The sequence below is a fragment of the Nocardia sp. NPDC057663 genome, from assembly GCF_042799895.1.
Lineage (GTDB): Bacteria > Actinomycetota > Actinomycetes > Mycobacteriales > Mycobacteriaceae > Nocardia.
Window position 1 is genome coordinate 355,443 of sequence record NZ_JBHVHX010000006.1, and the last position, 24,947, is coordinate 380,389.

The 24,947-nt window shown below is 68.6% G+C and carries 23 protein-coding genes and 3 tRNA genes; 10 read left to right on the forward strand and 16 right to left on the reverse strand.

Going from position 1 to position 24,947, the window contains the following annotated elements; genetic code table 11:
* Window positions 1-307 precede the first annotated feature (307 nt).
* Entirely contained in the window at window positions 308-1,309 is a 1,002-nt protein-coding gene (rfbB, locus tag ACFVAV_RS17205) for a dTDP-glucose 4,6-dehydratase (protein ID WP_379035878.1), read from the forward strand.
* Window positions 1,310-1,330: 21 nt separating this feature from the next.
* On the opposite strand, the gene ACFVAV_RS17210 is transcribed toward rfbB, so the two are convergent.
* Both ACFVAV_RS17210 and ACFVAV_RS17215 read right to left on the reverse strand, forming a co-directional pair.
* Window positions 1,331-2,875, reverse strand: a complete 1,545-nt coding sequence (locus ACFVAV_RS17210; RefSeq protein WP_379035879.1) for a DUF2142 domain-containing protein — start codon at window positions 2,873-2,875, stop codon at window positions 1,331-1,333.
* Window positions 2,872-3,837 carry a glycosyltransferase gene (locus ACFVAV_RS17215; protein WP_379035880.1) on the reverse strand — a complete coding sequence of 322 codons (966 nt, stop codon included), beginning with the start codon at window positions 3,835-3,837 and terminating at the stop codon, window positions 2,872-2,874. The genes ACFVAV_RS17210 and ACFVAV_RS17215 overlap by 4 nt, the downstream gene beginning before the upstream one ends.
* Before the next feature lie 127 nt (window positions 3,838-3,964).
* On the opposite strand from ACFVAV_RS17215, the gene ACFVAV_RS17220 reads away from it, so the two are divergent.
* A complete protein-coding gene (locus ACFVAV_RS17220) occupies window positions 3,965-4,495 on the forward strand; it encodes a GtrA family protein (protein ID WP_379035881.1) in 531 nt (176 codons plus the stop codon).
* 111 nt (window positions 4,496-4,606) lie between these two features.
* A complete protein-coding gene (locus ACFVAV_RS17225) occupies window positions 4,607-6,505 on the forward strand; it encodes a glycosyltransferase (RefSeq protein WP_379035882.1) in 1,899 nt (632 codons plus the stop codon).
* A gap of 76 nt (window positions 6,506-6,581) precedes the next feature.
* On the opposite strand, the gene ACFVAV_RS17230 is transcribed toward ACFVAV_RS17225, so the two are convergent.
* The 6 genes from ACFVAV_RS17230 to ACFVAV_RS17255 form a co-directional block, all read right to left on the reverse strand.
* Window positions 6,582-6,914 carry a hypothetical protein gene (locus ACFVAV_RS17230; RefSeq protein ID WP_379035883.1) on the reverse strand — a complete coding sequence of 111 codons (333 nt, stop codon included), beginning with the start codon at window positions 6,912-6,914 and terminating at the stop codon, window positions 6,582-6,584.
* A 1,441-nt stretch (window positions 6,915-8,355) separates the two neighbouring features.
* Entirely contained in the window at window positions 8,356-9,387 is a 1,032-nt protein-coding gene (rsgA, locus tag ACFVAV_RS17235; RefSeq protein ID WP_379035884.1) for a ribosome small subunit-dependent GTPase A, read from the reverse strand.
* A gap of 197 nt (window positions 9,388-9,584) precedes the next feature.
* A complete protein-coding gene (locus ACFVAV_RS17240; protein WP_379035885.1) occupies window positions 9,585-10,619 on the reverse strand; it encodes a glycosyltransferase in 1,035 nt (344 codons plus the stop codon).
* Window positions 10,616-11,458, reverse strand: a complete 843-nt coding sequence (locus ACFVAV_RS17245) for an ABC transporter ATP-binding protein (protein WP_379035886.1) — start codon at window positions 11,456-11,458, stop codon at window positions 10,616-10,618. The genes ACFVAV_RS17240 and ACFVAV_RS17245 overlap by 4 nt, the downstream gene beginning before the upstream one ends.
* A 12-nt stretch (window positions 11,459-11,470) precedes the next feature.
* Window positions 11,471-12,298 carry an ABC transporter permease gene (locus ACFVAV_RS17250; protein ID WP_379035949.1) on the reverse strand — a complete coding sequence of 276 codons (828 nt, stop codon included), beginning with the start codon at window positions 12,296-12,298 and terminating at the stop codon, window positions 11,471-11,473.
* Window positions 12,299-12,487: 189 nt separating this feature from the next.
* The gene (locus tag ACFVAV_RS17255) at window positions 12,488-13,075 is read right to left on the reverse strand and encodes a bacterial proteasome activator family protein (protein WP_379035887.1); all 588 of its coding nucleotides are present in this window, start codon (window positions 13,073-13,075) and stop codon (window positions 12,488-12,490) included.
* A gap of 86 nt (window positions 13,076-13,161) precedes the next feature.
* Between ACFVAV_RS17255 and ACFVAV_RS17260 the strand changes: the two genes are divergently transcribed.
* Window positions 13,162-14,364: a cysteine desulfurase-like protein gene (locus ACFVAV_RS17260; RefSeq protein ID WP_379035889.1), complete on the forward strand. Its 1,203-nt coding sequence runs from the start codon at window positions 13,162-13,164 to the stop codon at window positions 14,362-14,364.
* Window positions 14,365-14,443: 79 nt separating this feature from the next.
* Here ACFVAV_RS17260 and ACFVAV_RS17265 read toward each other — a convergent pair whose 3' ends face one another.
* A complete protein-coding gene (locus tag ACFVAV_RS17265) occupies window positions 14,444-15,445 on the reverse strand; it encodes an NAD(P)H-quinone oxidoreductase (protein WP_379035890.1) in 1,002 nt (333 codons plus the stop codon).
* Between the two features lie 169 nt (window positions 15,446-15,614).
* On the opposite strand from ACFVAV_RS17265, the gene ACFVAV_RS17270 reads away from it, so the two are divergent.
* Window positions 15,615-15,702 (forward strand) — tRNA-Ser (locus ACFVAV_RS17270).
* A gap of 82 nt (window positions 15,703-15,784) precedes the next feature.
* Here ACFVAV_RS17270 and ACFVAV_RS17275 read toward each other — a convergent pair.
* A complete protein-coding gene (locus ACFVAV_RS17275; protein WP_379035891.1) occupies window positions 15,785-16,735 on the reverse strand; it encodes an Lrp/AsnC family transcriptional regulator in 951 nt (316 codons plus the stop codon).
* 84 nt (window positions 16,736-16,819) lie between these two features.
* Here ACFVAV_RS17275 and ACFVAV_RS17280 point away from each other — a divergent pair, with 84 nt between their 5' ends.
* A complete protein-coding gene (locus ACFVAV_RS17280) occupies window positions 16,820-17,692 on the forward strand; it encodes a VOC family protein (protein ID WP_379035892.1) in 873 nt (290 codons plus the stop codon).
* 24 nt (window positions 17,693-17,716) lie between these two features.
* Window positions 17,717-18,229, forward strand: coding sequence for a hypothetical protein (locus ACFVAV_RS17285; RefSeq protein ID WP_379035893.1), 513 nt, complete (start codon window positions 17,717-17,719; stop codon window positions 18,227-18,229).
* On the opposite strand, the gene ACFVAV_RS17290 is transcribed toward ACFVAV_RS17285, so the two are convergent.
* Window positions 18,172-19,278, reverse strand: coding sequence for a nitric oxide synthase oxygenase (locus ACFVAV_RS17290; RefSeq protein ID WP_379035950.1), 1,107 nt, complete (start codon window positions 19,276-19,278; stop codon window positions 18,172-18,174). The genes ACFVAV_RS17285 and ACFVAV_RS17290 overlap by 58 nt on opposite strands.
* Window positions 19,279-19,466: 188 nt before the next feature.
* Window positions 19,467-20,543, reverse strand: coding sequence for a histidinol-phosphate transaminase (hisC, locus tag ACFVAV_RS17295; protein WP_379035894.1), 1,077 nt, complete (start codon window positions 20,541-20,543; stop codon window positions 19,467-19,469).
* A gap of 87 nt (window positions 20,544-20,630) precedes the next feature.
* On the opposite strand from hisC, the gene ACFVAV_RS17300 reads away from it, so the two are divergent.
* The 3 genes from ACFVAV_RS17300 (at window position 20,631) to ACFVAV_RS17310 (ending at window position 21,653) form a co-directional block, all read left to right on the forward strand.
* Complete coding sequence (locus tag ACFVAV_RS17300; RefSeq protein ID WP_379035895.1) at window positions 20,631-21,365, forward strand: dienelactone hydrolase family protein; 735 nt, start codon at window positions 20,631-20,633, stop codon at window positions 21,363-21,365.
* Between the two features lie 93 nt (window positions 21,366-21,458).
* A tRNA-Ser gene (locus ACFVAV_RS17305) sits at window positions 21,459-21,548 on the forward strand.
* Window positions 21,549-21,580: 32 nt separating this feature from the next.
* Window positions 21,581-21,653, forward strand: a tRNA-Arg gene (locus tag ACFVAV_RS17310).
* An 82-nt stretch (window positions 21,654-21,735) separates the two neighbouring features.
* Here the strand turns inward: ACFVAV_RS17310 and ACFVAV_RS17315 are convergent.
* From ACFVAV_RS17315 to ACFVAV_RS17330, 4 genes are all read right to left on the reverse strand, one after another.
* Entirely contained in the window at window positions 21,736-23,112 is a 1,377-nt protein-coding gene (locus ACFVAV_RS17315; RefSeq protein WP_379035896.1) for a serine hydrolase domain-containing protein, read from the reverse strand.
* A gap of 32 nt (window positions 23,113-23,144) precedes the next feature.
* On the reverse strand, window positions 23,145-23,453 hold the full coding sequence (locus ACFVAV_RS17320; RefSeq protein WP_379035897.1) for a hypothetical protein: 309 nt from the start codon (window positions 23,451-23,453) through the stop codon (window positions 23,145-23,147).
* A 161-nt stretch (window positions 23,454-23,614) separates the two neighbouring features.
* The gene (locus ACFVAV_RS17325; RefSeq protein WP_379035898.1) at window positions 23,615-24,340 is read right to left on the reverse strand and encodes a maleylpyruvate isomerase family mycothiol-dependent enzyme; all 726 of its coding nucleotides are present in this window, start codon (window positions 24,338-24,340) and stop codon (window positions 23,615-23,617) included.
* A 144-nt stretch (window positions 24,341-24,484) separates the two neighbouring features.
* Window positions 24,485-24,880 (reverse strand): RidA family protein, encoded by a 396-nt coding sequence (locus ACFVAV_RS17330; protein WP_379035899.1) that lies wholly within the window; start codon window positions 24,878-24,880, stop codon window positions 24,485-24,487.
* Between the last annotated feature and the right edge of the window lie 67 nt (window positions 24,881-24,947).

Below are 24,947 nucleotides of genomic sequence, written 5' to 3' on the forward strand. Positions count from 1 at the left end.
TGGAGCGTTCGGAGGGGACCCGATGATCAAAATCCCTTGCAGCTAACGCGCGGTGAACCGGCCGTGACCGTCTATTCAAATTCTGTTCACCGTCGATACCCCAGGACCAGTGCGCTGCGCGAAACCTGAGCGTTGACCGGGCCTTTTCTCAGGAAAGCAGACCCTGAGTCGTAACCTACCAGCCCGTAGTGTGACCGACATCACGGTGTAAATATCTAGGTCTTCTCCGCAGTGCAGCGGTACGGCAACGGATTTCGGCCGGACTCCGCCGCACGGCAAGCATGCCCGAGCACGTATCGTTGGCGTCGTGCGAGTGCTCGTAACCGGCGGGGCCGGCTTCATCGGCGCGAATTTCGTCCACCAGACCGTGGCCACGCGCCCGGATGTGCACGTGACCGTCCTCGACGCGCTCACCTACGCGGGAAACCGCGCGTCCCTGGATTCGGTCGCCGATCGGATCGAATTCGTGCACGGCGACATCGCCGATCTCGACCTGGTCGACAATCTGGTCAGCGGCGTCGACGCGGTGGTGCATTTCGCCGCCGAATCGCACAACGACAACTCCCTGGCCGAGCCGTGGCCGTTCGTGCAGACCAATATCGTCGGCACCTACTCGCTGCTGCAGGCGGTGCGCAGGCACGACGTGCGCTACCACCACGTCTCCACCGACGAGGTGTACGGCGATCTCACCCCGGACGACCCGGCCTTCACCGAAACCACCGCCTACAACCCGTCGAGCCCGTATTCGGCGACGAAAGCGGGCAGCGATCTGCTGGTGCGCGCCTGGACCCGGTCCTTCGGCGTCCGCGCGACGCTGTCGAACTGTTCCAACAATTACGGCCCGTATCAGCATGTGGAGAAATTCATCCCACGCCAGATCACCAATTTGATCGACGGTGTGCGCCCGCGCCTGTACGGCGCCGGGCATCAGGTGCGCGACTGGATCCACGTCGACGATCACAATCGCGCGGTGTGGGACATTCTCGACCGCGGCCGCACCGGCCAGACCTACCTCATCGGCGCCGAGGGCGAACTCGACAATCTCAGCGTCGTCCAGCTCATTCTGCAGGCCTTCGACCGCGATCCCGCCGACTTCGATCACGTGACGGACCGGCCGGGTCACGACCAGCGCTACGCCATCGACGCGAGCCTGCTGCGCGCGGAACTGGGCTGGTCACCGCGGTACGCGGACTTCCGGGCCGGCCTGGCCGACACCATCACCTGGTACCGCGAGAACGAGGACTGGTGGCGGCCCAAGAAGGCCGCCACCGAACGCGCCTACGCCGCGGCGGGCGAAAAGACGCTCTGACCCCCACCGTTTTCCGGGGAATTATCCCCAGACGACGGTGTAATACGTTGCGGCCGCAGCGATCAGCGCGAAAACCGACGCGCAGGTGACGGTGATCGCCGTTCCCCGGGTGGGAATCACGCCGTCGGAATCGGTGAGCCGCAAGGGAACCCAGCGAGCAACGACGGCCAGGCCCATGATCGCCAGCGGCACGAAATACCGGCCCTGCACGCCGTCGATGATGTAAAAATCGACCGGCGTGAACGACATGTACAGCGTCACGTAGATCATCGCCACGCTCGCCAGCACCGTCAGCGCCACGATCAGGGTGCGCCGGAAAGTGGCCGTCACGGTGCTCATCCGGTCGGCGATACCGAAACTCACCGCGAAGGCGATCAGGCACGCCAGCATCGAAATCGCGGGCACGTCGACATAGGCGAAGCCGAGTTCACCGAAGAACTGATTGAACCAGCGGTGATCACGCAGCGCGATGCTCTCGCCGAAAGTGTGCACGAATTGCACCGGGTCGCTGAGGATTCCCTTCAGCTGGTCACCGGGGCGCACCTCGTACCACTGGTGCGGCGGGCGCATCAGGCCCATGCCCTCGCCGGTCTTCGCGGCGATCTTGGTCCACGCCAGGAAAAGCGTGGCGCCGGTCGCGGCGAACGCCCACGGAATCAGCTTGAGTTTCCCGGTGAGGCCCAGCCGGTCGGCGGGTACGACGACAACGAGCATCGCCAGCAGCACATACGTCGGTTTGCTCAGCGGCAGCGCGATCGTCGCGGCCAGCAGCGCACCGGTTTCCACCGGCCGCAGCCGATCACCGATGAACAGCGCCTTCAGCAACAGCGCCGACACCATGATCGCGAGCGCGTTGGTGAGCGTGTCCGCGGTGACGGTGCCAGCCTGGAACAGCGCGATCGGCAGCACCGCGACGGTGAACACCAGCCACTGGCTGCGCCGCTCCTTCAGCGAGTACAGCGCGAAGCCGACGACCGCGAGGTAGGTGATCAGCCCGGCCAGCCGGGTCAGCAGAGACAACCCGCCGACATCCAGGCCGATCGCCTCACCGAGCCGGATGCCGACGGCGGCGGGCACATACGGCACCGGCGAGTAGGCGGCGGTATTGGTGAACCACATGGGCGTGGTGGCCGCGGAGATCTCGGCATCGCCCAGCCGGTCGTAGGCGGCGGGGTCGGCCACCATGGCATTGGGCTCGTCCGACTCGTCGGGGTTGTCGTTGTAGTCGCGGAAGGCGTAGCCCATCAGCGCGTCCACGCTGACCGGGATCTGGCCGCCGTAGGCGACACCGCGATCGTCGGCGATGCGCTGCGGGAACACCCCGCCGTGCGCGACCTGGTAGGCGCGGCCGAACTGAGTCACCTCGTCATGGCCCCAGAACGATGGCGTGAGCACGGCGAACAGCGCGCCGAACAGCGTGGCGACCACGGCGAACGCGACCGTGGCCGCGCCCAGCTTCCGGATCAGCGTGCGCACCGGCGCGAGGACCCGGTCCTTGGCGCTCGGTGCGGGGGGAGCGGGCACGCTGTGTTCGACGGTGGTGTCCGGCTCGGTCGAAGTCGTCACCGATGGTCTCCGGCAGCGACGTCGTCGTTCACCCCGGCAGCCGAATAGCGCAGGTAGACCAGTCGCGCCGCTTCGTGGCGGGACCGGCGGATGCCGTCGAGGATCATGCCCGCGGTCCAGGCCAGGCTGCCGAGCATGACAAGCGTGAACGCGAGGAACAGCGTCGGGAACCGCGGCACCGTGTGGGTGTTGTAGAACTCGACCACGATCGGGACGGTCAGGACCAGCGACACCAGCCAGGCCAGCGTGCCGAACAGGCCGTAGAACGCCACTGGGCGCTCGTGCCTGGCCAGGCCGAGGATCAGTGCGAGGATCTTGGTGCCGTCGCGGTAGGTGCGCAGCTTGGATTCACTGCCCGCCGGGCGGTCACGGAAACCGACCTGCACCGCGGTCTGCGGCACCCGCAGGTGCAGCGAGTGCACGGTCAGTTCGGTCTCGATCTCGAACTCGCGCGAGACGGCGGGGAAGCTCTTGACGAACCGGCGGGAGAACACCCGGAAGCCGCTCAGCATGTCTTCGACGTTCTCGCCGAACACCTTGCCGACGACGCCGTTGAGCACCTTGTTGCCGGTCTCGTGACCCGAGCGGTAGGCGTTGGTGTCCTCGTCCTGCTTGCGCACGCCGAGCACGTGATCGTAGGGGCCGTCGAGCAGCGTCTTGATCATCAGCGGCGCCGCCGACGCCTCGTAGGTGTCGTCGCCGTCGATCATCACGTAGACGTCGGCCTCGATGTCGGCGAAGGCGCGGCGCACGACGTTGCCCTTGCCCTTGGTGTTCTCGTAGCGCACGATCGCCCCGGCCTCGCGGGCGCATTCGGCGGTGCGGTCGGTGCTCAGGTTGTCGTAGACGTAGACGACGATCCCCGGCACGGCGGCCTTCAGGTCGGCGACGACCTTGGCGACCGCGGCCTCTTCGTTGTGGCAGGGGACCACGGCGGCAATGCGAAGCTCGGTGGAGTCCACCCGGGTCAAATCCTCGATGTAGGCAGCAGTGGGACACCGGGAGGGTACACAGCGCGGTGGCGATCCGCTCACCCGGTTCAGCGAGCTTAACGCGGGAGCCGACGGGCCATCGGTGTACGGTCGGCCCGTGTCCCACCCCGATTTGTCCGAGCCGGTCCCCGCGTCCTTGATGTCCAAGGTGGTGACGGCCCTGCGGCAGGGGGCGGCGTTCCTCGTCGTCGGCGCGATCGGATTTCTCGTCGACGCGGGCACCTACAACCTGCTCGTCTTCTGGGGCGGGGGATTCTCCTTCTCCGAAGGTGTGCTGTATCACTCTCCGCTGCCCGCCAAGATCATCGCGATAGCGGTGGCGACGGTGGTCACCTACTTCGGCAACAAGTGGTGGACGTTCTCGCACAAGAAGACCGACAACCCCGGTCGTGAATACCTTTTGTACGCGGTATTCAACGTGGTCGCGATCGGCCTGCAACTCGGCTGCCTCGGCTTTTCCCGCTATGTGCTCGACCTGTCCTCGCCGCTGTCGGACAACATTTCCGGCACGTTGATCGGCCAGATCGTCGCGGTCGTATTCCGCTATTGGGCCTACGACAAATTCGTCTTCACCGGCTCTTCGGCAACCGAGGAGCAACACGCGCGGGGTGCGGCGACCCCTCACTGACGGCGCGACGAGGCCGGGCGATTGATATCCTCACCCCCGCCTGCCGCGCCGCCCTTTCTTTACGTGACTGCTTGCGTCGGCGCAGTCGATACCGAGAATTTCGAGGACTTCATGGAACAGTCGGCTACGGGAGCCGTGACCGAATCGAACGATCGGCGCGCGGCCGCGCCGGAATCGCTGCGCGGCGAACACGCGGCGCCGGAGCGGCTGGTGCTGGCCAGGGGCATATTCACCGGTCCGTCGGCCCGGGTGAGCGACGAGCTCTACGCCGTCGTCAAGGGCGGCGCCGCGGTCCGTGAGCGCTTGGCGCTGCACCTGCCCAAGGGCGCCACCGCGCACACCAACACCTACTTCGGCCGCTTCGCCGCCAGCTACTGGCAGCGCTGGACCACCGTCACCGAAGTGACGGCGAGCGCGACCCTCGAGGTCGGTGACAAGGCCAATGTGCGCCTGGTCGCCTCCGACATCGCGGGCCACCGCCGCATCATCGCCTCGCTCGTGGCAACCAGCAGCGGCCGCGTCAGCCTGACCGCACCGCTGGACCAGTACGTCGACGGTGGCGCGCTGTGGCTCGAGTTCGACGCCATCGGCGGCCCGCTCGGCATCACCGAGCTCGCCTGGACCGCGCAGGCGCCGGAGAAGGTCCGCCCGGTCGCCATCGCGATCTGCACCTTCAACCGCGCCGAGGACTGCGCGCACACCGTGGCCGCGCTGGCCTCGGACCAGACCGTGCTCGCCGCCATCGACGCGGTCTACGTCGTCGACCAGGGCACCGACCTGGTCGAGGACCGCCCGCTGTTCCAGCAGGTGCGCCCCGACTTCGGCGACAAGCTGCGCTACATCCGCCAGCCCAACCTCGGCGGCGCCGGTGGCTTCACCCGCGGCCTCTACGAGGTGTCGGCGGCCAACGAGCACGCCGACGTCATCCTGATGGACGACGACATCCTCTGCGAGCCCGAGACCGTGCTGCGGTTGCAGGCCTTCGCCAACCTGACCGTCGAACCGACCCTGGTCGGCGCGCAGATGCTGTTCCTGCTCAACCCCGACTACCTCAACGTCGGCGCGGAGGAGGTGCACCTGCACGAGCTCAAGCACGGCCAGAAGGTGCCCAAGGCGCTGCGCAACACCTCCATGCTCAAGAAGAACCAGGAGCGCCGCGTCGACGCGGGCTACAACGCCTGGTGGACCTGCCTGATCCCGGCCGAGGTGGTCGCCAAGATCGGCCTGCCGGTGCCGATCTTCTTCCAGTGGGACGACGTGGAGTACGGCATCCGCGCGCGGGAACACGGTTTCGTCACCGTCACCCTGCCCAACGCCGCCGTCTGGCACGCCGACTTCTACTGGAAGGACTACGACGACTGGGCGCGCTACTTCTCCACGCGCAACTCGCTCATCGTCGGCGCCCTGCACACCGATCTCGACGGCAAGGCGATCACGCGCGAGTTCTTCCGCAACATCGCCGAGCACCTCGTCGGCATGCAGTACGGCCTCGTGCACACCACCTTGCAGGGCATCGAGGACTTCATGAAGGGCCCGAAGGTGCTGCGTGACGGCGGCATCGACGCCCTGGCCGCCGCCCGCGGCACCCGCGGCGACTACCCCGAGACCATCAAGCACCCCGCCGCGACCCCGCCGGTGAACTCCGCCGACATCCAGATCCGCCGGGCCGGTGGTGAACCGAGCCGGGTCACCCTGGTGCTGATCAAGCGCGCGATCGCGCAGTGGACCGGGCGCACCCAGCACGGCCTGATCGGCATCACCCGCGAGGACGCGCACTGGTGGCACATCGGCCTGTTCGACCACGTGGTCGTCACCGATGCCTCCCAGTCCGGCGTCCGCGTGCGCCGCCGCGACAAGGCTCGCGCCCGCGCGCTGCTGATCCGCACCTACCGCACCCTGCGCAAGCTCCGCAAGGAACTGCCCGCCCTGCAGGCCGAGTACCGCACCGCGGTGCCCGAGCTCACCAGCCGCGAGAACTGGGCCAGGCTCTACGGGATCGACCCCAGCTGAGCGGTCTGTACTGCTGAACGCCGCGCCGGAATTCGTTCCGGCGCGGCGTTTCTCGTTGTCGGTGTGGCGACCGGCGTCAGCCCAGCAGGATCAGGCCGAACATCAACACGGAAAGCACCGCGACCCCGGCCCACGGCAGCCATACGAAGATCAGGCCCGGCGTCTTCTGCGGCTCCCACCCGATCGCGCCCTTGACGAAGATGGCGGCGGGCGACCTGTAGTAGACCTTGCTACCCGGCCCCTGGCCGACCGGAACCTGGATCTCCGCCTGCCCGATGTCGAACAGCCACGGCGTCACCACCCGGACGTGGTACTGCCCCGGCCCGACCGGCACGTGGGTCTGCCCCCATCGCGTATCGGGCACCCGCTGACCATTGACGAAGATCTTCGGCTTGACCAGCGCCATCATGAACGACACCCAGGAGAACGACGAATCCACCATCAGCCCAGGCGGATTCAAGCTTTGCTGCGATGCGCCCTGCGGGCCGGTCGCGGGCGGTGGACCGCCGAATTGACCCGGCGCGCCAGGGGACGGCTGGCCGAACTGGCCGGGTCCGCCTTGCTGCGGGTGACCGCCGGGACCGAACTGGCCAGGTGCGCCGTGGGGTGGTCGGCCACCGAACTGGCCGGGGGCACCCATGGGCGGCTGGCCGAATTGGCCCGGCACGCCCTCGCGTGGTTGGCTGCCCAGACCGAATTGGCCAGGTGCGCCCAAGAGCGATTGGCCGACGGCATCCCGGTCCGGTGCGCTAGGCGGCGGTTGTCCGCTCTCGCCGAATGGCGGCTGATCAGTCGGCGGGCCGGCGAAACCGTCGAAGGAGACCGTGGCCGAAGGGTGCTGGGGCGGTGGGAATCCCGGCTGCTCGGGTCCACCCGGCGGCGGGCCGTACCCCTGCGGAGCGCCCTGCGCCTGACCGAGACCAGTTGGTGGAGTGTGTGGTTGGCCGAAACCGGGGCTATGAGGCTGGCCCGGTGGCGGGATCTGCGGCTGTCCGAAGCCGGTCGGCGGCTGACCGGGAGCTTCGGCTCCCGGTCCCGCAGGCGGACGGCCGAATCCGGGCGGCGGGGTGCCGGGGCCCTGCTGGCCGAAGCCTGGCGGTGGCACCGCCGGATGTCCGGGGGCCGAAGCCCCTGACTCCGCGGGCGGTCGGCCGAATCCGGGCGGGCCGAATGCGGGAGCGGGAGTGCCGGAGCCGACAGGTGGTTGGCCGAAGCCGGGAGGTGGAGTGCCGGAGCCGACAGGTGGTTGGCCGAAGCCGGGAGGTGGAGTGCCGGGGCCCTGCTGGCCGAAGCCCGGCGCCGGCGTACCGGGGCCGGGTTGGCCGAAGCCCGGAGCCGGGGCCCCGTGCCCTGCGGGTGGGTTCCCGAACCCGGGTGCTGGAGCGCCGGGGCCCGCGGGTGGTGGACCGAAGCCCGGGGAGGGAGTTCCGGGGCCTGCGGGAGGCTGTCCGAACGGGGGCGGCGGCGTACCCGGACCACCGAATCCCGGCGGGGGAGCGACAGGTCGTGCGTGGCCCGGCTGCGGGATCTCCGGCCTGCTCACCGACCACTGGTCGCCGGTGGGTTGCCGGATCAAGCTGGGTTGCGGTGTGCCACCTTCTGTTTCGCCGAGATCGGCACGAGCTGGATCGGTGGGCTGTGGTGGTGGGAAATCGCCGGGGCTACTCATTTATCCCTCCCGGATAGCGAACCGTGCGCCCGAACCCTATCGCGCCGCCGCGCCCCCGGCCGGGCGAGCGCAAGCCCGTTCGACGGGCCTGCTCGCCCCGTTGGCGGAACACGATCACCACGCTCCGGTGCAGGCCGAGGCCGAACTCGGAGCGTGGTGATCATTTGTCCCGGTAGGTAGGTCAGCGGTGGCCGCGTTCGCGGTACTGGCGGCGATGCTGTTTGGTGATGGTGCGCCAGACCTGCGCCCGTTCGGCGGCGAGGCGCTTGTCGGTGCGGGCCGCCATCCACTCGTTCTCCTTGGCCAATTTGCGATAGCTCGTCAAACGGCGTTCGGGGAGGGTGCCGTCGGCGAGCGCGGCGAGGACCGCGCATCCGGGCTCGGTCAGGTGAGCGCAGTCGGCGAAACGGCATTCGGCGGCGAGGGATTCGATATCGCTGAATGTCTTGCCGATGCCGTCGGCGGCGTCGTACAGGCCGATGCCACGTAGTCCCGGAGTGTCGATGAGGGTGCCGCCGCCGGGCAGCGGCCGCAACTCACGATGCACGGTGGTGTGGCGCCCTTTGCCGTCGACCGCGCGAACGGCGTTGGTGGCGAACACCTCCGCGCCTAGTAGGGCGTTGGCGAGGGTCGACTTGCCCGCACCGGACGGGCCGATCAGCGCGACCGTGCCGGAGAGCAGTGCGGTGAGGACATCCAAGCCGACCTCGGCGGAAGCGCTCACCGCGAGCACCGTCGCCCCGGGTGCGACGGCACGCACCTCGTCGAGCGGGATATCCACCGCGGCATCGGCTTTGGTGAGCACGACGACCGGCTGCGCATTGCTCTCCCAGGTCAGGGCGAGCATCCGCTCGATCCGGCCCAGGTCCACATCGCCGTCGGCGGCCGTGCAGATCAGCACGGTATCGACATTGGTCGCCAGTACCTGGGCGACCGAACGGCCCGACACCGACGACCGCATGATCGCCGAGCGTCGCGGCAACAGGTGCCGCACAGTCTGTTCGGCATCGGTGCCGACCCAGTCGCCGGTGCACAGACCGGTGATGTCCCGCGGGCAGGCGGCACGGGCAGGTCCGGTGGGTGTCACCACATCGCATTCGCTGCGGTCCATCCGGACGATGCGCGCGGGAACGAGGTCGCCGAGGAGGGGAAGGTATTCGGAAGCTACGGCTTCGGTCCAGCCGTAAGGGACGAGGCGGTCGTAGTCGACCATGAGGGGGAGTCCTTCGTCGGGGCCGAGCCCGACGGCGGGCTCAGCGAGAAGAGTTCGGGGTGGAGTCCACGTCGGCGGTGTGCGAATACACAGCCCGCCGGGGCACGGCAATCCTCACGATCACGGACATCCACCTCCTCGCTTCTTCTCGCTGGTCCACAGACATTGACACATCGCTGCGGTCCGCGGCAACCGATTTATTTCGGGTCGGGCTTGCCGAACTGTTCGTTGCGGCCGAGCGAGCGTAGCCGGAACCACTCACGCAGACCGGCCGGATCGCGCCGGGTCACCAGGAAGAACCAGGAGAACCGGATCCACTCCTGCGGCAACAGCTTCCGCATGCCCGGCTGCGCCATCAGATAGCCGCGGTTGCGGTAGGTGAAGTACCGCTTCACCGGGTCGTCCGGGTACTGCGTGTGCATCCGGCCGCCGAGGATCGGCTTGAACTCCTCGGCGCCGTTCGGGTGCAGGTAGGCGGTTTGCAGACAGGTGCCGAACGGCAGGCCCGAGCGCACGAGCCGGCGATGCACCTCGACCTCGTCACCGCGCACGAACAGGCGCAGGTCGGGCACGCCGATCAGGTCGACCGCCTTCGCCGAGATCAGCGCGCCGTTGAACAGCGAGGCGATACCGGGCAGGAAGTCCTCGTCACCGAGCTCCGAGCGAAGCCGCCGCCAGACGACACCGCGGCGCAGCGGGAACGCGAGCCGGTCGGGCTCGTCGATGTCGCACACCACCGGCGACACCTCGACGAGATTGTGGCGGCGCGCGCAATCGAGCAGGGTCGCCAGCACCTCGGGACCGTCGGGGCGGCCGTCGTCGTCGGCCAGCCACACCCAGTCCGCGCCCATGGTGAGCGCGTGCAGCATGCCGAGCGCGAAACCGCCCGCGCCGCCGAGGTTGTGCCGCGAACCCAGGTAGGTCGCCTCGATCGGCTGCTGGGCGACCAGCTCGGCCACCTCGTCCTCGTTGGCGTTGTCGACGACGATCAGATGGTCGATCGGTCGCGACTGCGAGGCCAGCACCTTCAGCGATTCGGCGAGCAGCTCACGGCGCTTGTGCGTGACGACAACGCCGATGATCCGCGCCTGCGGACCGGTCTCGGTATGCAGATCGGCCAGTTCGGCTCCGGCAGGCAACTCGGCATCATCGGGCAGTGCGGAACCGTTCGCCTCGAGCCGATCGGTCATGCTGAACCCACCCGGCACCGGCTTCCCGTCGTCGTCGCTCATGCCTGGTTCTGCTCCAGTTCTCGTTCGCCGCCTGCGCCCGTTGCGCCCTCGGTCTCCAGCTCACGCAGCACCTGTGCCACGTGATTACCCGCGTCGGGACCCTCGTACGCTCGCACAACTTCCTCGATGCCGCCGTGCAGCCGGATCTGGCCGTGGTCGACCCACATCGCGGTGTCGCACAGCTGGGCGAGGAACTCGTTGGAATGGCTGGCGAAGACGAGGATGCCCGAGCGCGCGACCAGCGACTGCAGCCGCGTGCGCGCCTTCTTCATGAACTCGGCGTCGACCGCGCCGATGCCCTCGTCGAGCAGCAGGATCTCGGGGTCGATCGAGGTGACGACACCCATCGCCAGGCGCACCCGCATACCGGTGGAGTAGGTGCGCAGCGGCATCGACAGGTACTCGCCGAGCTCGGTGAAATCGGCGATCTCGTCGATCTTGGACATCATCTGCTTGCGGGTCTGCCCGAGGAACAGGCCGCGGATGATGATGTTCTCGTAGCCGGAGATCTCCGGGTCCATGCCGACACCGAGGTCGAACACGGGCGCCACCCGGCCGCGGATGCGCGCGCTGCCGCGCGAGGGTTCGTAGATGCCCGACAGCAGCCGCAGCAGCGTCGACTTGCCCGCGCCGTTGTGGCCGACCAGGCCGACCCGGTCACCTTCCTTCAGCGACAGGCTGATGTCGCGCAGCGCCTCGACGACGACAACGTCCGAGCTGTTGCGCCCGATCGCGCCGCCCGCCTTGCCGAGGAACGCCTTCTTCAGCGACCGCGACTTGGCGTCGAAGATGGGGAACTCGACCCATGCCTGCTGGGTTTCGATACTCACACGGCTCATCGGAGACTGCTCCTAAACCCAGTACGGGACGCGGGCACGGTACTGCTTGAGCGCGAGGATCGCGACGATCCAGCCGACCACCGTGATCGCACCGACGATCGCCCAGTGATGCCACTCCGACGGCTCGCCGAGCAGCGGCGCGCGCACGATCTCCAGGTAGTGGAAGGTGGGCACGATCTCGATCAGCTTGGCCCGGTCGCTCATCCCGCCGACCGAGTTCTCCAGCGCCTTCGTCGACCACATGACGGGGGTCAGCACGAACAGCATCAGCGTCATCGAGCCGAGGATCGGGGCGATGTCGCGGTAGCGGGTGGAGAAGATGCCGAACACGATCGACACCCACATGGCGTTGAGGAACAGCAGGATGATCGCCGGGAACACCAGCAGGATCGACCAGTTCAGGTCACGCCAGATCGAGAACGCGACCACCAGCACCGCGTAGATCGCCGCGTTGTGGATGAAGAACAGGAACTGCCGCCACACCAGCCGGTACACGTGCACGCTCAACGCCGACGGCAGCTGTTTGATCAGGCCCTCGTTGGCGATGAAGACATCGGAACCCTCGAGGATCGAGGCCTGGATGACGTTCCAGACGATCAGGCCGACCGTCACATACGGCAGGTATTCGCTGATCGGCTGATCGAGCAGCGTCGAATACAGCAGACCCATCGCCAGCGCCTGCAGCCCGGTCGCGATGGTGATCCAGAACGGGCCGAGCACCGACCGGCGATACCGCTGCTTGATGTCCTGCCAGCCCAGCGACAGCCATAGCTCGCGCTGATGGAAGCCGTCGCGCATGTCCTTGAACGCGCGCGTGAACGTCTGTGAGTCCGACACCATCGGTTGCGCGACCTCGGCCGGTTCGGCCTCGGTCACCGGGGAGTTGTCGTCGGAATGCACGGGGCTCTCTTCGGTACGCGCGTCACTCTGGTCGGAGACCGAATCGGGACGAGCGGCAGCTGCGGGCACGGTCCCCGACCTTACAGGGTGCATCGATGGCCGGTACGGCGTGTGCGCCGGTCGGAGGGCCTACAGGTACTGCCCGCCGCCGACGTGGCCACCGGCCTTGTGATCACCCGCGTGCACGCCGGGTGGCAAGGCGCCCTGACGCATCTGTTCCAGCTGCGCGCGGGCGGCCATCTGCTGGGCGAACAGCGCGGTCTGGATGCCGTGGAACAGGCCTTCGAGCCAGCCGACCAGCTGAGCCTGGGCGATCCGCAGTTCGGCGTCCGAGGGCACCGACTCGTCGGTGAACGGCAGCGTGAGGCGCTCCAGCTCCTCGCGCAGTTCGGGGGCCAGGCCCTGCTCGAGCTCGCGGACCGAGGACTTGTGGATCTCCTTGAGCCGGGTCCGGCTCGCGTCGTCGAGCGGAGCCGCCCGCACCTCCTCGAGCAGCTGCTTGATCATGGTGCCGATGCGCATCACCTTGGCGGGCTGCTCGACCATGTCGGCCAGCGACTCACCCTCGTCGGCGTCGTCGGTGGCGGTCTTCTCGCCGTCGGGCACGACCTGTCCGGTGAACGTGGCACCGCCGTTCTGGTCGGTGGGCACGGCGAGCGGACGGCCGTCAGGACCGATCACGACGATGGATTCCGGTACATCCTCCGAGTGCGTCATATCCCCATCATTGCGTGTGTGCCGGGTTCGCGCTAAAACCCCGACGCGGTTACACCGGGACGCCCGCTGCCCTTAAAGTGGCCACCATGACTTATGACGTCGCGAGGGTTCGGGGCCTGATACCGTCCCTGGGCGACGGCTGGATTCATCTGGACCCGCAGGCGGGGATGCTCGTTCCCGATTCGGTATCGCGTGCCGTCTCAACGGGTTTCCGCACCTCCTCGTTTTCCCACATCGGCCGCCACGGTGCGGCGACCCGCAGCGGTGCGATCCTCGACGCCGCGCGTGCGGCGGTCGCCGACCTGGTCGGTGGAGATCCGGCCGGCGTCGTGCTCGGACCCGATCGCGCGGTGCTGCTGGCCTGGCTGGCGGAATCGCTGAGTTCCCGGCTCGGTCTCGGCACCGGCATCGTGCTGTCCCGGCTCGACGACGAGGCCAATGTCGCCCCGTGGCTGCGCATCGCCAACCGCTACGGCGCGCATGTGCGCTGGGCCGAGGTCGAGATCGAGACCTGCGAGATGCCGTCCTGGCAGTTCGAGGAGCTCATCGGCCCGACCGCGCGCCTGGTCGCGCTCACCGCGGCGTCCCCGATCGTCGGCTCCGCGCCCGCGGTCCGGGTGGCCGCGGACCGGGTGCACGACGTGGGTGGTCTGCTGGTCGCCGACGCGTTCGGCGCCGCACCGTACGCGCTGATCGACATCGACGAACTGAACGCCGACGTGGTCGCGCTGAGCGCGCCGTCCTGGGGCGGCCCGCAGGTGGGCGCGCTGGTGTTCCGTGACCCGGCGTTCCTCGACCGCATCCCGTCGATGTCGCTCAATCCCTATGCCAAGGGTGCTGAACGGCTCGAGGTCGGCGGGCATCAGTACGCGCTGCTGGCCGGGCTCACCGAGTCGATCGACTTCCTCGCCGGGCTCGACGAACGCGCCCGCGGCACCCGCCGCGAACGGCTCGAGATGTCGATCACCTCGCTGCAGGACTACCACGACCAGCTGTTCGATCACCTGATGCAGGTGCTCGACAAGGTCGAGAACCTCACCGTGATCGGCCGCGCCTCCACCCGCATCCCCACCGTCAGTTTCACGATGGCGGGCATGCAGGCGGAGAAGGTGGCGGCCAAGCTGGCCGACAACCGGATCGGCACGGTCAGCGGTGTGCACGGCGGCAGCCGGTTACTCGACGCGCTCGGTGTCAACGACGAGGGTGGCGCCGTCACGATCGGCCTGGCGCCGTACACCACGCGCTATGAGATCGACCAGCTCGGACGGGCGCTGAGTTCGCTCGAATAACCTGCGCCAGTCGTTCGCTTTTCGCCGAATCGGTCGCATTCCCGACGACCGCGGCGATCGGTGGACGCCTGGCGCAGTGTCAATCGCGGACCCGCAGGACCACCTTGCCGAAGGTCTCCGAGTCGTCGAGCAGCTCGTGCGCACGGCCCGCCTCGGTGATCGGCAGCTCGGCGGAGATGACGGGCACGATCTCGCCCGCGGCGACCTGCGGCCACAGCTGCGCGCGCACCGCGGCCACGACCTCGGCCTTGCTGCCCGCGCCGGTACGCGGCCGGTTACGCACGTTCGTCGCGTGCACCGTGCCCCATTTGCGCAGCAGCGTGGCCAGGTTCAGCGTCCCGGCGATGCCGCCCTGCATGCCGATCACCACCAGCTGACCGTGCGGCGCCAGCGACTCCACATTGCGTTCCAGGTACAACGCGCCCATGTTGTCGAGGATGACATCGGCGCCCGCACCGCCCGCCGGTGACAGCTGAGCCGCGATCTCGGCGACGAAATCCTGCGTCTTGTAGTTGATCAGCAGCTCGGCCCCCAGCTCGGCGCACTTGGCCAGTTTCTCGTCCGACCCGGCCGTCACCGCCACCCGCGCCCCGAGCCCCCGCGCCACCTGAATCGCGTGGGTACCGATCCCCCCGCCGCCACCGTGGATCAACACCAGCTGCCCCGACCGCAGCCCCGCCGTCATCACCAGGTTCGACCACACCGTTGTCGCCACCTCGGGCAGACCCGCCGCGGCGACCGGATCGAGCCCGTCCGGAATCGGCAGCAACTGCGTCGCGGGCACCGCCACCAGCTCGGCGTACCCACCGCCCGCCAGCAGCGCGCACACCCGATCCCCGACCTGCCAATCGCGCACCCCGTCCCCGAGCGCGACGATCGTCCCCGAACACTCCAGCCCCGGCACCGAACTCGCATCGGCGGGCGGCGGATAGAACCCCCGCCGCTGCAACACGTCGGCCCGATTCACCCCCGCCGCGATGACCTCGACCAGCACCTCTCCCGGCCCCGGCTCCGGATCGACCGTCACGGTCCACTCCAGCACCTCGGGCCCACCGAACCCGTTCAACTCGATCGCATGCATGAGAGCAGCAGTTCCGCCTCTCCGCGTTTTCTGGCCAGACTCAGGTGCGCGACGAGGTGCTCGGCGTCCGGCGGTCGGGTGTGTGGTCGGGTAGGCCGGTACCCGGCGAGTTACCCATGTACGAGCGAGATCTGTTGTCGCGGATGCGTCCGCTACCATTCCATTCTAGGGAGACGTGGCAGAGCGGCCGAATGCACTCGCCTTGAAAGCGAGCATGGGTAACACCATCGGGGGTTCAAATCCCTCCGTCTCCGCCAAGTTCTCAGCCATCCGGCTCGCGGCATCGCGTCTTACTCGCCTCGTCCCAGGACTGGATCGAGGTCCGGGGAACGGCCTGAATCAGACGACCGGCGCGGCCCGTTTGGCGATGGCCGTGATCGGCACCGCCTCCACGCGTTCGAGACCCGCGAGCGCACCGATGGGGCCTGCGACGTAGTCGAACAGGGCGTTCGCGTCGCGGCACACGACGATGACGATCACGTTGTGCGGCCCGGTGGTTCCGCCGACGAAGGCCGCCTCCTGATGCGTCGACAACGTCAGGGCGGCGGCGACGAGCTGGGCGGGCGCGATGGTCATCCACAGGATTGCCTGCAGCGGATAACCCAGCACCGCCGCATCGATCTCCACATCGAACCGCAGCACGCGATGATGGCGGAGCTCGTCCACGCGCCGTCGCACCGCTGACTCCGACCAGTCGACCGCGCGCGACAGCCGCGCGTAGTCGGCTCGGCCGTCGGCGGCGAGCGCGGGCAGCAGCCTGCGGTCGAGTTCGGTCATCGCGACAGTGTCCGGCCGGTCGGTCGTCGCGGGGGCGAGGGCGGTGACCTGCTCGGTGGTCAGCGCCGAGGTGCGGCCGTGCCAGCGGCGATCGGTCAGATGCCGCAGCAGCAGCTGGACGTCGACCGAGTCGACCTGGGGATGCCGGGCCAGCGCGTCCAGCGGCGCCGTCGACGCACTGTCGACGCGAAAGAAACACGTCACCTCGGTGCCACCGGACAGCACACTCACCCACGACGTATCCGCCCGCCGCGCCAGCGCCTGCGCGAGCGCGGCGGCGCCGCCCGGCCGGACCCGGATGCGAACCAGCCATTCCGCGTGCCCGATCCGCCGACTGTCCGCGACGCCGGTGACCCGGACCAGACCGTGCGCCCGCAACCGCGCGAACCTGCGCGCCACCGTCCGGTCGGAGACGTCGAGCACCTCCGCGATCCGGCTGAACGAGGCACGACCATCGACCTGCAGGGCGTGCAGCAACCCCAGATCGACGGCATCCAGCCTGACCGAATCCACCAGATCAGCGTAGAACGTGTCGGATTCCGGCGCAGCGACCTCGATTCGGCGACAGGCGCCCGCGACCGAACCACGATCGGCGTCATGACAGCAGACATCAGCGGCATCCACCACGTCGGTATCCTCACCAGGGATCTCGACGGCCTGGAGCGCCGATACCGCTCCCTCGGCTTCACCCTCAGCCCGCGTTCCCGCCATCTCCTCGGCGCTGAGCCCGGCAGGCCGCCCGTCGAGGGCTGCACCGCCAACCTGTGCGCCCTCTTCGGCGATTCCTATCTGGAACTGCTCGGCATCGTCGACGAGTCGGCGCCCGACCCGTGGCATACGAAGGCGATGGCCGACGAGTACGAGGGCCTGCGCCTGCTCAACCTCGAGACCTCCGACGCCGACAAGGCCGACCGCCATCTGACCGAGGCGGGCCTGCGTACCTCCGGTGTGCTCGAGCTCGAACGCGATGTCGACACCGAGGACGGCACCCGCACCCTGCGGGCCCGCGCCGTCCACCTCGATCCACGTGCCACCCCCGAGACCTACCTCGGCATCGCCCAGCACCTGACCCGCGAATACGTCCACCAACCCCGCTACCTGCGCCACGCCAACGGCGCCCGCGGGATCGGCTCGGTGCTCTTCGTCGTCGAGGACGCCGCGTTCGCCGCCGTCGCCGACCGGTACCGCGCCATCCTGGACCGGACACCCGAACACGAGGGCCCGCTCACGCTGTTCACCGTCGGCCCGGCGCGGCTCGAACTCGTTCGGGCGAGCGACACGGGCGAGGTCCTGCCCGACGAGCCCGCCCCCGCCGCCTCCTACCCGGCCGCCGTGACCATCCGGGTCGACGACGTCACCGCGGCCCGCGAGCTCGTCGAAGACGGTGGCACACCGACGATCTCGACCGCGGACGGCTTCTTCGTCTCCGCCCGCGACGCCTACGGCGCCGGCCTGTTCTTCACCGCCTGACCACCGGTACCCCGAGGAATCACGATGTTCACGACCTTGCTCCTGCTCTTCGTCCCCACCGTGCTCCTGCGCCTGCTCGGCGCGGCCGGGATCGCCCGGTTCGGCACCTGGCGCGAGTGCGCCGCCCACGGACTCGCGGTCATGCTCACCGCCACCGGCATCGCGCATTTCATGCCCGACAGCGTGACCGTGATGCCCAGCCACGACGACCTCACCGCGATGGTGCCGACATACGTCCCGTTCCCGCACGTCATGGTGTACGTGACCGGCCTCCTGGAACTACTCGGCGCCGCCGGTCTGGTGGTGCGCGCCACCCGTGCCGGCGCGGGGGTCGCCCTTGCCGTGCTGTTCGTGGTGATGCTGCCCGCCAATATCCATGCGGCACTGGCGGACATCCCGCTCGACGATGAGCCGCCGACGCCGCTGTGGTTCCGGATTCCCGAGCAGATCGTCTTCATCACGGTGGCGCTGTGGGTGGCTCAGCCGTCGACGCGCTTGACGAAGTTGGGGCGGATGTCGAGGTCCGGCTCGTCGTAGTAGCGGTGGAAGGTGGGGGTGAGGACCGCGGAGATCGGCGGGTTGATCCAGCTCCAGTCGGTGGGGCAGCGGCGGCCCGCGGCTTCCTCGCGCTGGACGTGATCGCAGAACTGCTTGGCGACGGTGTGGTGGTCGACCATGTGCACACCCGAGGCCCGGAAGCTGTGCAGGACTGCGTGATTCAGCTCGATCAGGGCTTTGTCGCGCCACAGCGTGCGCACCGACGAGGTGTCGAGGCCCATCATGTCGGCGATCAGCGGGAGCATGTTGTAGCGGTCGGTATCGCTGAGGTTGCGCGCGCCGATCTCGGTGCCGACGTACCAGCCGTTGAACGGGGCGAACGGATAGGTGATGCCGCCGACCTCCAGGTCCATATTCGAAACAGCGGGTAGCGCATGCCATTTCAGCCCGAGGGTGGCGAACCATGGATAGCCGGGATGGATCAGGTCGACCTCGCGGACCAGTTCGCGCGGAACGTCGAAGTACCGCAGGCCTTCGTCGGGCGTGCTGATCAGCACCGGTAGCACGTCGAAGGGCGTGCGCGCGCCGCGCCAGCCGAGGGCGGTCGCCTGCTCGGTGGCGGCGATATTGGCGGGGTCGCCGGTGACGGTTCCGTCGCCGTTGGGGTAGCCGGCGTAGCGGATCAGCTGTGAACTCACGATCCGGTACTCGCCGCGGCCGGGTTCGTACTGCGGGCCGACCGTGATCATCGATTGGATCGCGCCGCCGTTGGTGGCCAGGCGCAGATGCTGCCAGCACGCGTCGGAAAGCTCTCGCGCGGAAGTAACTCGGCGGGCGTCGAGCAGTTTGAGCGAGCGCCAATGTTTGCGTCCGACGCAGCGAGCGTGATTGCGCCAGGCCAACTTCGCGCCGATCAGGACTTCCTCGGCGGTCTGCCGGTAGGTGCCGGTGTCGCGGAGTTCGGCGAGCGCGCCGCGACGTCGCTGGAGGGGAAGATGTCCCAGCTCGGGGTGGCGGAAGAACTCGTCGCATTCACGTAGGCGACGGTCGAGGTCGGTGCCGCCCGGAGCGATGCCGCCGGTCGAAATGACTGTGGTGGAAGCTTTTTCGCAGACAGCAGGGCGAGAGCGTTGGTTCACGGTACATCTCCGGTCGGGCAGCTTCGAACACCGAGAATTCACTGCACGCCAGCCTACGACCGGTGTGCTGGCAGTGTGCTCGAAATCGCGGTAATCCCACCGTGACTGACGTCAAGACATGCTGACCGTGCGCTGACCTAACGGAATCGGGCGGCCGTCTCCGGTGCCGTGGCGAACGCGAGGAATTGCTCGTTCTCGTGCGAATCGCCGATCGTGACCCGCACACCGTCACCGGCGAACGGACGCACCAGCACGCCCGCGGCGGCACTCGCCTCGGCGAAGGCGGTGCTGCGCTCACCCAGCGGCAGCCAGAGGAAATTGGCCTCGCTCGAGGGCACCTGATAGCCGGCGGCCAGCAGCGCGTCGCGCACCTGGTGCCGATGCGCGACCAGCACATCGGTCCGATCGAGGAGTTCGCCGCGCGCCTCCAGCGAGGCGATCGCGGCCGCCTGCGCCACCCGGTTCACGCTGAACGGGATGTGCACCTTGAGCAGCGCGGTGATCACCTCCGGATCGCCGACGGCGTAGCCGACGCGCAGGCCCGCCAGGCCGTAGGCCTTCGAGAACGTCCGCAGGACAACCACATTCGGCCGGGTGCGGCCGATCTCGACACCATCGGGCCTGCTCTCGGGAGTCAGCCGCAGATACTCGTAGTAGGCCTCGTCCAGCACGACGAGCACGTGCGCGGGCACCCGGTCGATGAACCGCTCCAGCTCGGCGCGCCCGTGCGCGGTGCCGGTGGGGTTGTTCGGGTTGCAGACGAAGATCAGCTTGGTCCGCTCGGTGACCGCGTCGGCCATCGCGTCCAGATCGTGCAGGTAGCCCTCGGCCAGCGGCACCGGCACCGCGGTGGCATTACCCACCTGGGTGACGATCGGGTACGCCTCGAACGAGCGCCACGCGAACACCACCTCGTCGGTCGGCGCGTCGCAGGTGATCTGCACGAGCTCCTGGCACAGCGCGACGCTGCCGCAGCCGACGGCGACATTCGCGACGGTCACGTCCAGGAAATCGGCCAGCGCGGCCCGCAGCTCGGCGACCTGGTTGTCCGGGTACCGGTTGGCCTGCTCGGCCGACTCCGCGATCGCCTTGGCGGCGCTCGGCAGCGGCCCGAAGGTCGTCTCGTTCGACGCGAGCTTCACCGCATCGGGGTGGCTACGGCCGGGAACGTAGGCCGGGATGGTGGCGAGGTCGGGCCGGATGTGCGCTGTCACGCCTCCACCCTAAGTGAATGGTGTTTCCGGCGGTCGAGGCCTGGTCGGAACCTACCCAAGGCCGACCGTTCGGCCTACGCTGGTTCTATGTCGGGCACCTACGACGACGTCGCTCCGCTGCGGGTGGCGGAGCCCACCGCCGACAGCGCCGCAGGCACGGCCCTTGCTGCGACGCGTACGTCTGTGCCCATCACTGTCGTCGAACCGGAGCGGGTCGCCCGCGGCGGCATCGTCCTGTTGCACGAGTCCCGCGAGTTCTCGCCCCAGCTGCTGGACCTGATGCGGGCGCTGGCCTTCGAGGGCTGGATCGTCGTCGCCCCACACCTGTTCGACCGGATCGCCGGCGCGCAGGTGCACGAGGTGTTCGGCGACGAACTCTTCGACGACTTCGACGCGGGCTTCGACTGGCTCACCCGCCGCGGCGTCTTCCCCGACACCATCGGGGTGCTCGGTTTCGACTCCGCGGGCACCGCCGCCTTCCTCGTCGCCACGAACCGGCCCATCGGCGCGGCGGTGAGCGTGGCCGCCGCCGGCATCACCGAGCCGCTGCCCGACCAGGACATCGCCCTGGTCGAGATCGCCTCCAGCCTGCAGGCGCCCTGGCTCGGCCTGTTCGGCGCCGACGATCCCGCCACCCCACCCGAGGCCGTCGACCAGCTGCGCGACGCGACCGCACGGGCGAATGTGGCCAGTCTCACCATCACCTACCCCGGCCTCAGCCACCGCGCCGACCGACCCGATCCGGACGACGACGCGGCCAACGCCATCCGGATCGATTCCCAGACCCGTATCTACGACTGGTTCGACAGCAACTTACGCTAGTTGACCAGGCGTTTTGGACTACATGAACTGCTCGTGTAATCTTCATTCCCGGCGGTTCGACAAGGACCGGTGCCCTCGAAAGAGAAGGCTCCAGGAGGCGTGCCAGAGCGGCCGAATGGGACTCACTGCTAATGAGTTGTCCCTTCACGGGGACCGGAGGTTCAAATCCTCTCGCCTCCGCCACACCCGGTTCGCCGGGTACAACTGAAGACCATGCGCCCGTAGCTCAACGGATAGAGCACTTGACTACGGATCAAGAGGTTAGGGGTTCGAATCCCTTCGGGCGCACAACAATCCGCCTCCTATCGGTGCAAACCGGTAGGAGGCGGATTTTCGTTTGCGGCGGCATGTTCCACCGCGTCGGCCGCGATCAGGGGACGCGGGAGAAGAGGCGGCCCGCGAGGTCTACGCCGGTGATGGTGCCGGTGGTGTCGCGGCTGAAGTAGCCGCGTTGGCCGGTGAGGCCGCCTTCGGTGACGAAGTATTCGTCGTCGGGGCGAAGGCCGAGGTCGGCGAAGGGGAGGTCGTCGGGCAGTTCGGTGTCGGAGGCCGCGCGGATTTCGGGCTTGATCCTGGCGTCGATGGACACGGCGGTGCCGGAGTCGGCGATCGTGAGCCGCATCATGTCGTTTTCGTAGACGCCTGCCATCTCGGCGGCGCGGGCGGCGTCGTAGGGGAGGGGCTCGGGGTCGCGTTCGACGAGGCCGAGGTAGTGCTCGAGTGCCCAGCGCAGGACGGCCTGGTTGAAGGCCAGGCCGGCGTCGGGGCCCGCGTTCGAGAGGGCGACGACGGCGAATCCGCGGTCGGGCACGGTCAGCAGTTCGGCGAACTGGCCGTAGCCCGAACCGCCGTGACCGACCGTGCGCACACCGTCGACGTCGCGCAGGAACCAGCAGATCCCGAAGCCGTCACCGAGGGAGCTGGCGCGCAGTGCCGCCGTCTGCTCGCGCATGCTGTGCAGTAGGGGGGTGGGCAGCAGGGATTCGCCGTCGGCGGTGTGGCCGTCGCCGAGATGGAAACGGGCCCAGCGCAACTGGTCGGCCACCGAGGAGGCCACGCCTGCGCCCGGATTGTTGGCGCGGTTGTCGCCCCACTGCCGCAGCACCGACAGCTCGCCGTTGTCGTCGGCGGTATGGCCGACGGCGAAGCGGTGGGGCAGTACCTCGGCGGCGGTGAAGAAGCTGTGCCGCAGGCCGATCGGGTCGAACAGCAGGGTGCGGACCGCTTGCTCGAAGGTGAGCCCGGTGACCTTCTCGATCACCCGGCCCGCCAGGCTGTAGCCGGACTGGCTGTAGGACGCGCGGGCGCCGAGCGGGGCGATCACGGGGAGCTCGGGCAGCCGGTCGACGAAGCGGGCCAGCGCATCGTCGCCGTCGCCGGTCTCGGCATCCAGCTTCCAGTCCAGGCCGGCGGTGTGGTTGAGCAGGTGTCCGACGGTGACCTCGGCGGCGAGCTGTTCGTCGGCGAGGGTGAGCTCTGGCAGGTACCGCCGCACCGGGGCGTCGAGCTCGACGCGGCCGTCGGCGACCAGGCGCAGCAACACGGTCGCGGTGTAGCTCTTGGACACCGAGCCCAGCTGGAAGACGGTGTTCTCGTCGACCGGCAGCGGATTGTCGATGCTGGTCACCCCGTGGCAGGCGGTGAACTCGGCGCCGTCGAGGGTGATGCCCACCGCGGCGCCGGGGATTCCGTACTCGGCGGCCGTCGCGGTGACGAAGGCGGCCAGGTCGCTGTCGAAAGTGCTCATGATCGCGTGTCTCTCTCGGGTATCAGGTCGGGTCAGCGGGTCAGCGCGGCGGCGGCGCCTGCCAGCTCGCCCTGGTAGCCGTCCAGTCGGGCCACGGTGTCGGCCATGGCCTTTCGCGCATGCCGATCGGCCGCTGCGCTACCCCAGTGGCGCTCGGAGCCGGCCACCGTGTCGCGGATCTCGGCGACCTGCTCGGCCGCGGCCGCCAGCGCGGGAGCGACCTTCGCGGTCCGGCGGGCGACGACGGCGGGGTCCTCGTCGGCGGCGGCGCCGAGTCCGGCGCGTACCGCGCGGACGGGCAGGACGACGGTGCGGTGCAGGTCGAGGGAAGTGGCGTTCATGGCGATCTCTCTTTCGTTTCGTACGCTGTTCGCGTTGTACGCACACTGTACGCATAACCGAACAGTGTGCGCAATAAGGAACACTGTTCTGATGTGCGATGCCGCGAGCACGACCTGCCGAAAGAGACGGGCCGAGAGGGTGATTCAGGTACTGACCTGCACTACTTCCAGGCGGGCAGCGGTGGCAGCGGGCCGGTGAGGTCGGCGCCGGTGGAGCGGCCGAGGAGCCAGGCGAGCAGGGCGGAGGATGGGCCGAGGACGGTGTGGTGCGGGCGGCCGGGGCCGACGGTGGCGATGAAGTCGGTGTCGGTGGCCTGGATGTCGAATGTCGGGGTCGCGTCGGGGATCATCTTCGCCGAGACATCGGCGATGGCTTCAGGGAGCAAACGGGCGACGAAGGCGGCGGGCCAGTCGGCAGGGGTGTAGCCGACGCCGAGGTCGACATGGTGGATCTCGGTCTCGCGCAGGCGCATCCACGGAATCTGGTCGGCGGTGAGCGAACCGCCCTGCCGGTTGCGGACCACCGCCTGCCAGTCCGCGGCGGGCATCGTGGTGGCCACGGCCTGCCAGCGGTGGGCGGAGGCGGTGAAGTCGGCGTGCTGGACGTCGAGATGCCGCGGCGCGCCCGCCTCGATGTCGGCGTCGCGGATGGCGGCGCTGGCGTACTGCGGGATCTCGATGCCGGTGTGCGCCCACAGCAGCAGGTTCAGCAGGCTGTCGGCGTTGCGCGACATGTGCGCGACGACGTGCCCGCGAGTCCAGCCGGGCAGCAGAGACGGCTCGCTCAGCTCGGCGTCGGTGAGCGCGCCGATCGCCGCGTCGAAACGGGCGGTGGACGCGGCGACCTGGGCGAGCAGGTCGGTGGGAGTGGTCGTTGCGCTGGTCACAGGTCCGAGCGTAGTTGCCCGGCCCGGTCGGCACCGGCGTTCACGACGGTGTCTGCGCAGGTCTGTGGATAACCGTAAACCTGTGGATAACTGGGGAATTCTCGCGTCTGACGCCAGGGCCGGGGACCGGCCGCGTGTGACGATTCAGCCGGCGACGATCGCGTCGGCCTCGATCTCGATCAGCAGTTCGGGAGCGATCAGCGCGGTCACCTCGTACATGGCGGCAGCGGGGCGGATCGTGCCGAACACCGCGGCATGGGCGGCGGCGACCTCGGGCCAGCGGGAGATATCGGTGACGAACATGCGGGTGCGCACCACATCCCGCAGGCTCGCGCCCGCTTGCTCGAGCGCGGTGGCGATCCGGGCGAGCACCTCGGTGGCCTGCGCGCCGATGTCGTCGCCGCCGACCGCGCCACCGCCGGGGACGGCAGCCGTCGTCCCACTGACCATGACGTGATCGCCCACCCGCACCGCCCGCGAATACCCCACGACATCTTCGAAATCGGAGGCAGAAGAGATGTTCACCCGAGTTGTGGTCATGGCAGCCAGAATGGTCCACCGGGCAGTGGATGACAATTCATTTGCCGGTCGGCTGCTGGTCGGTTCG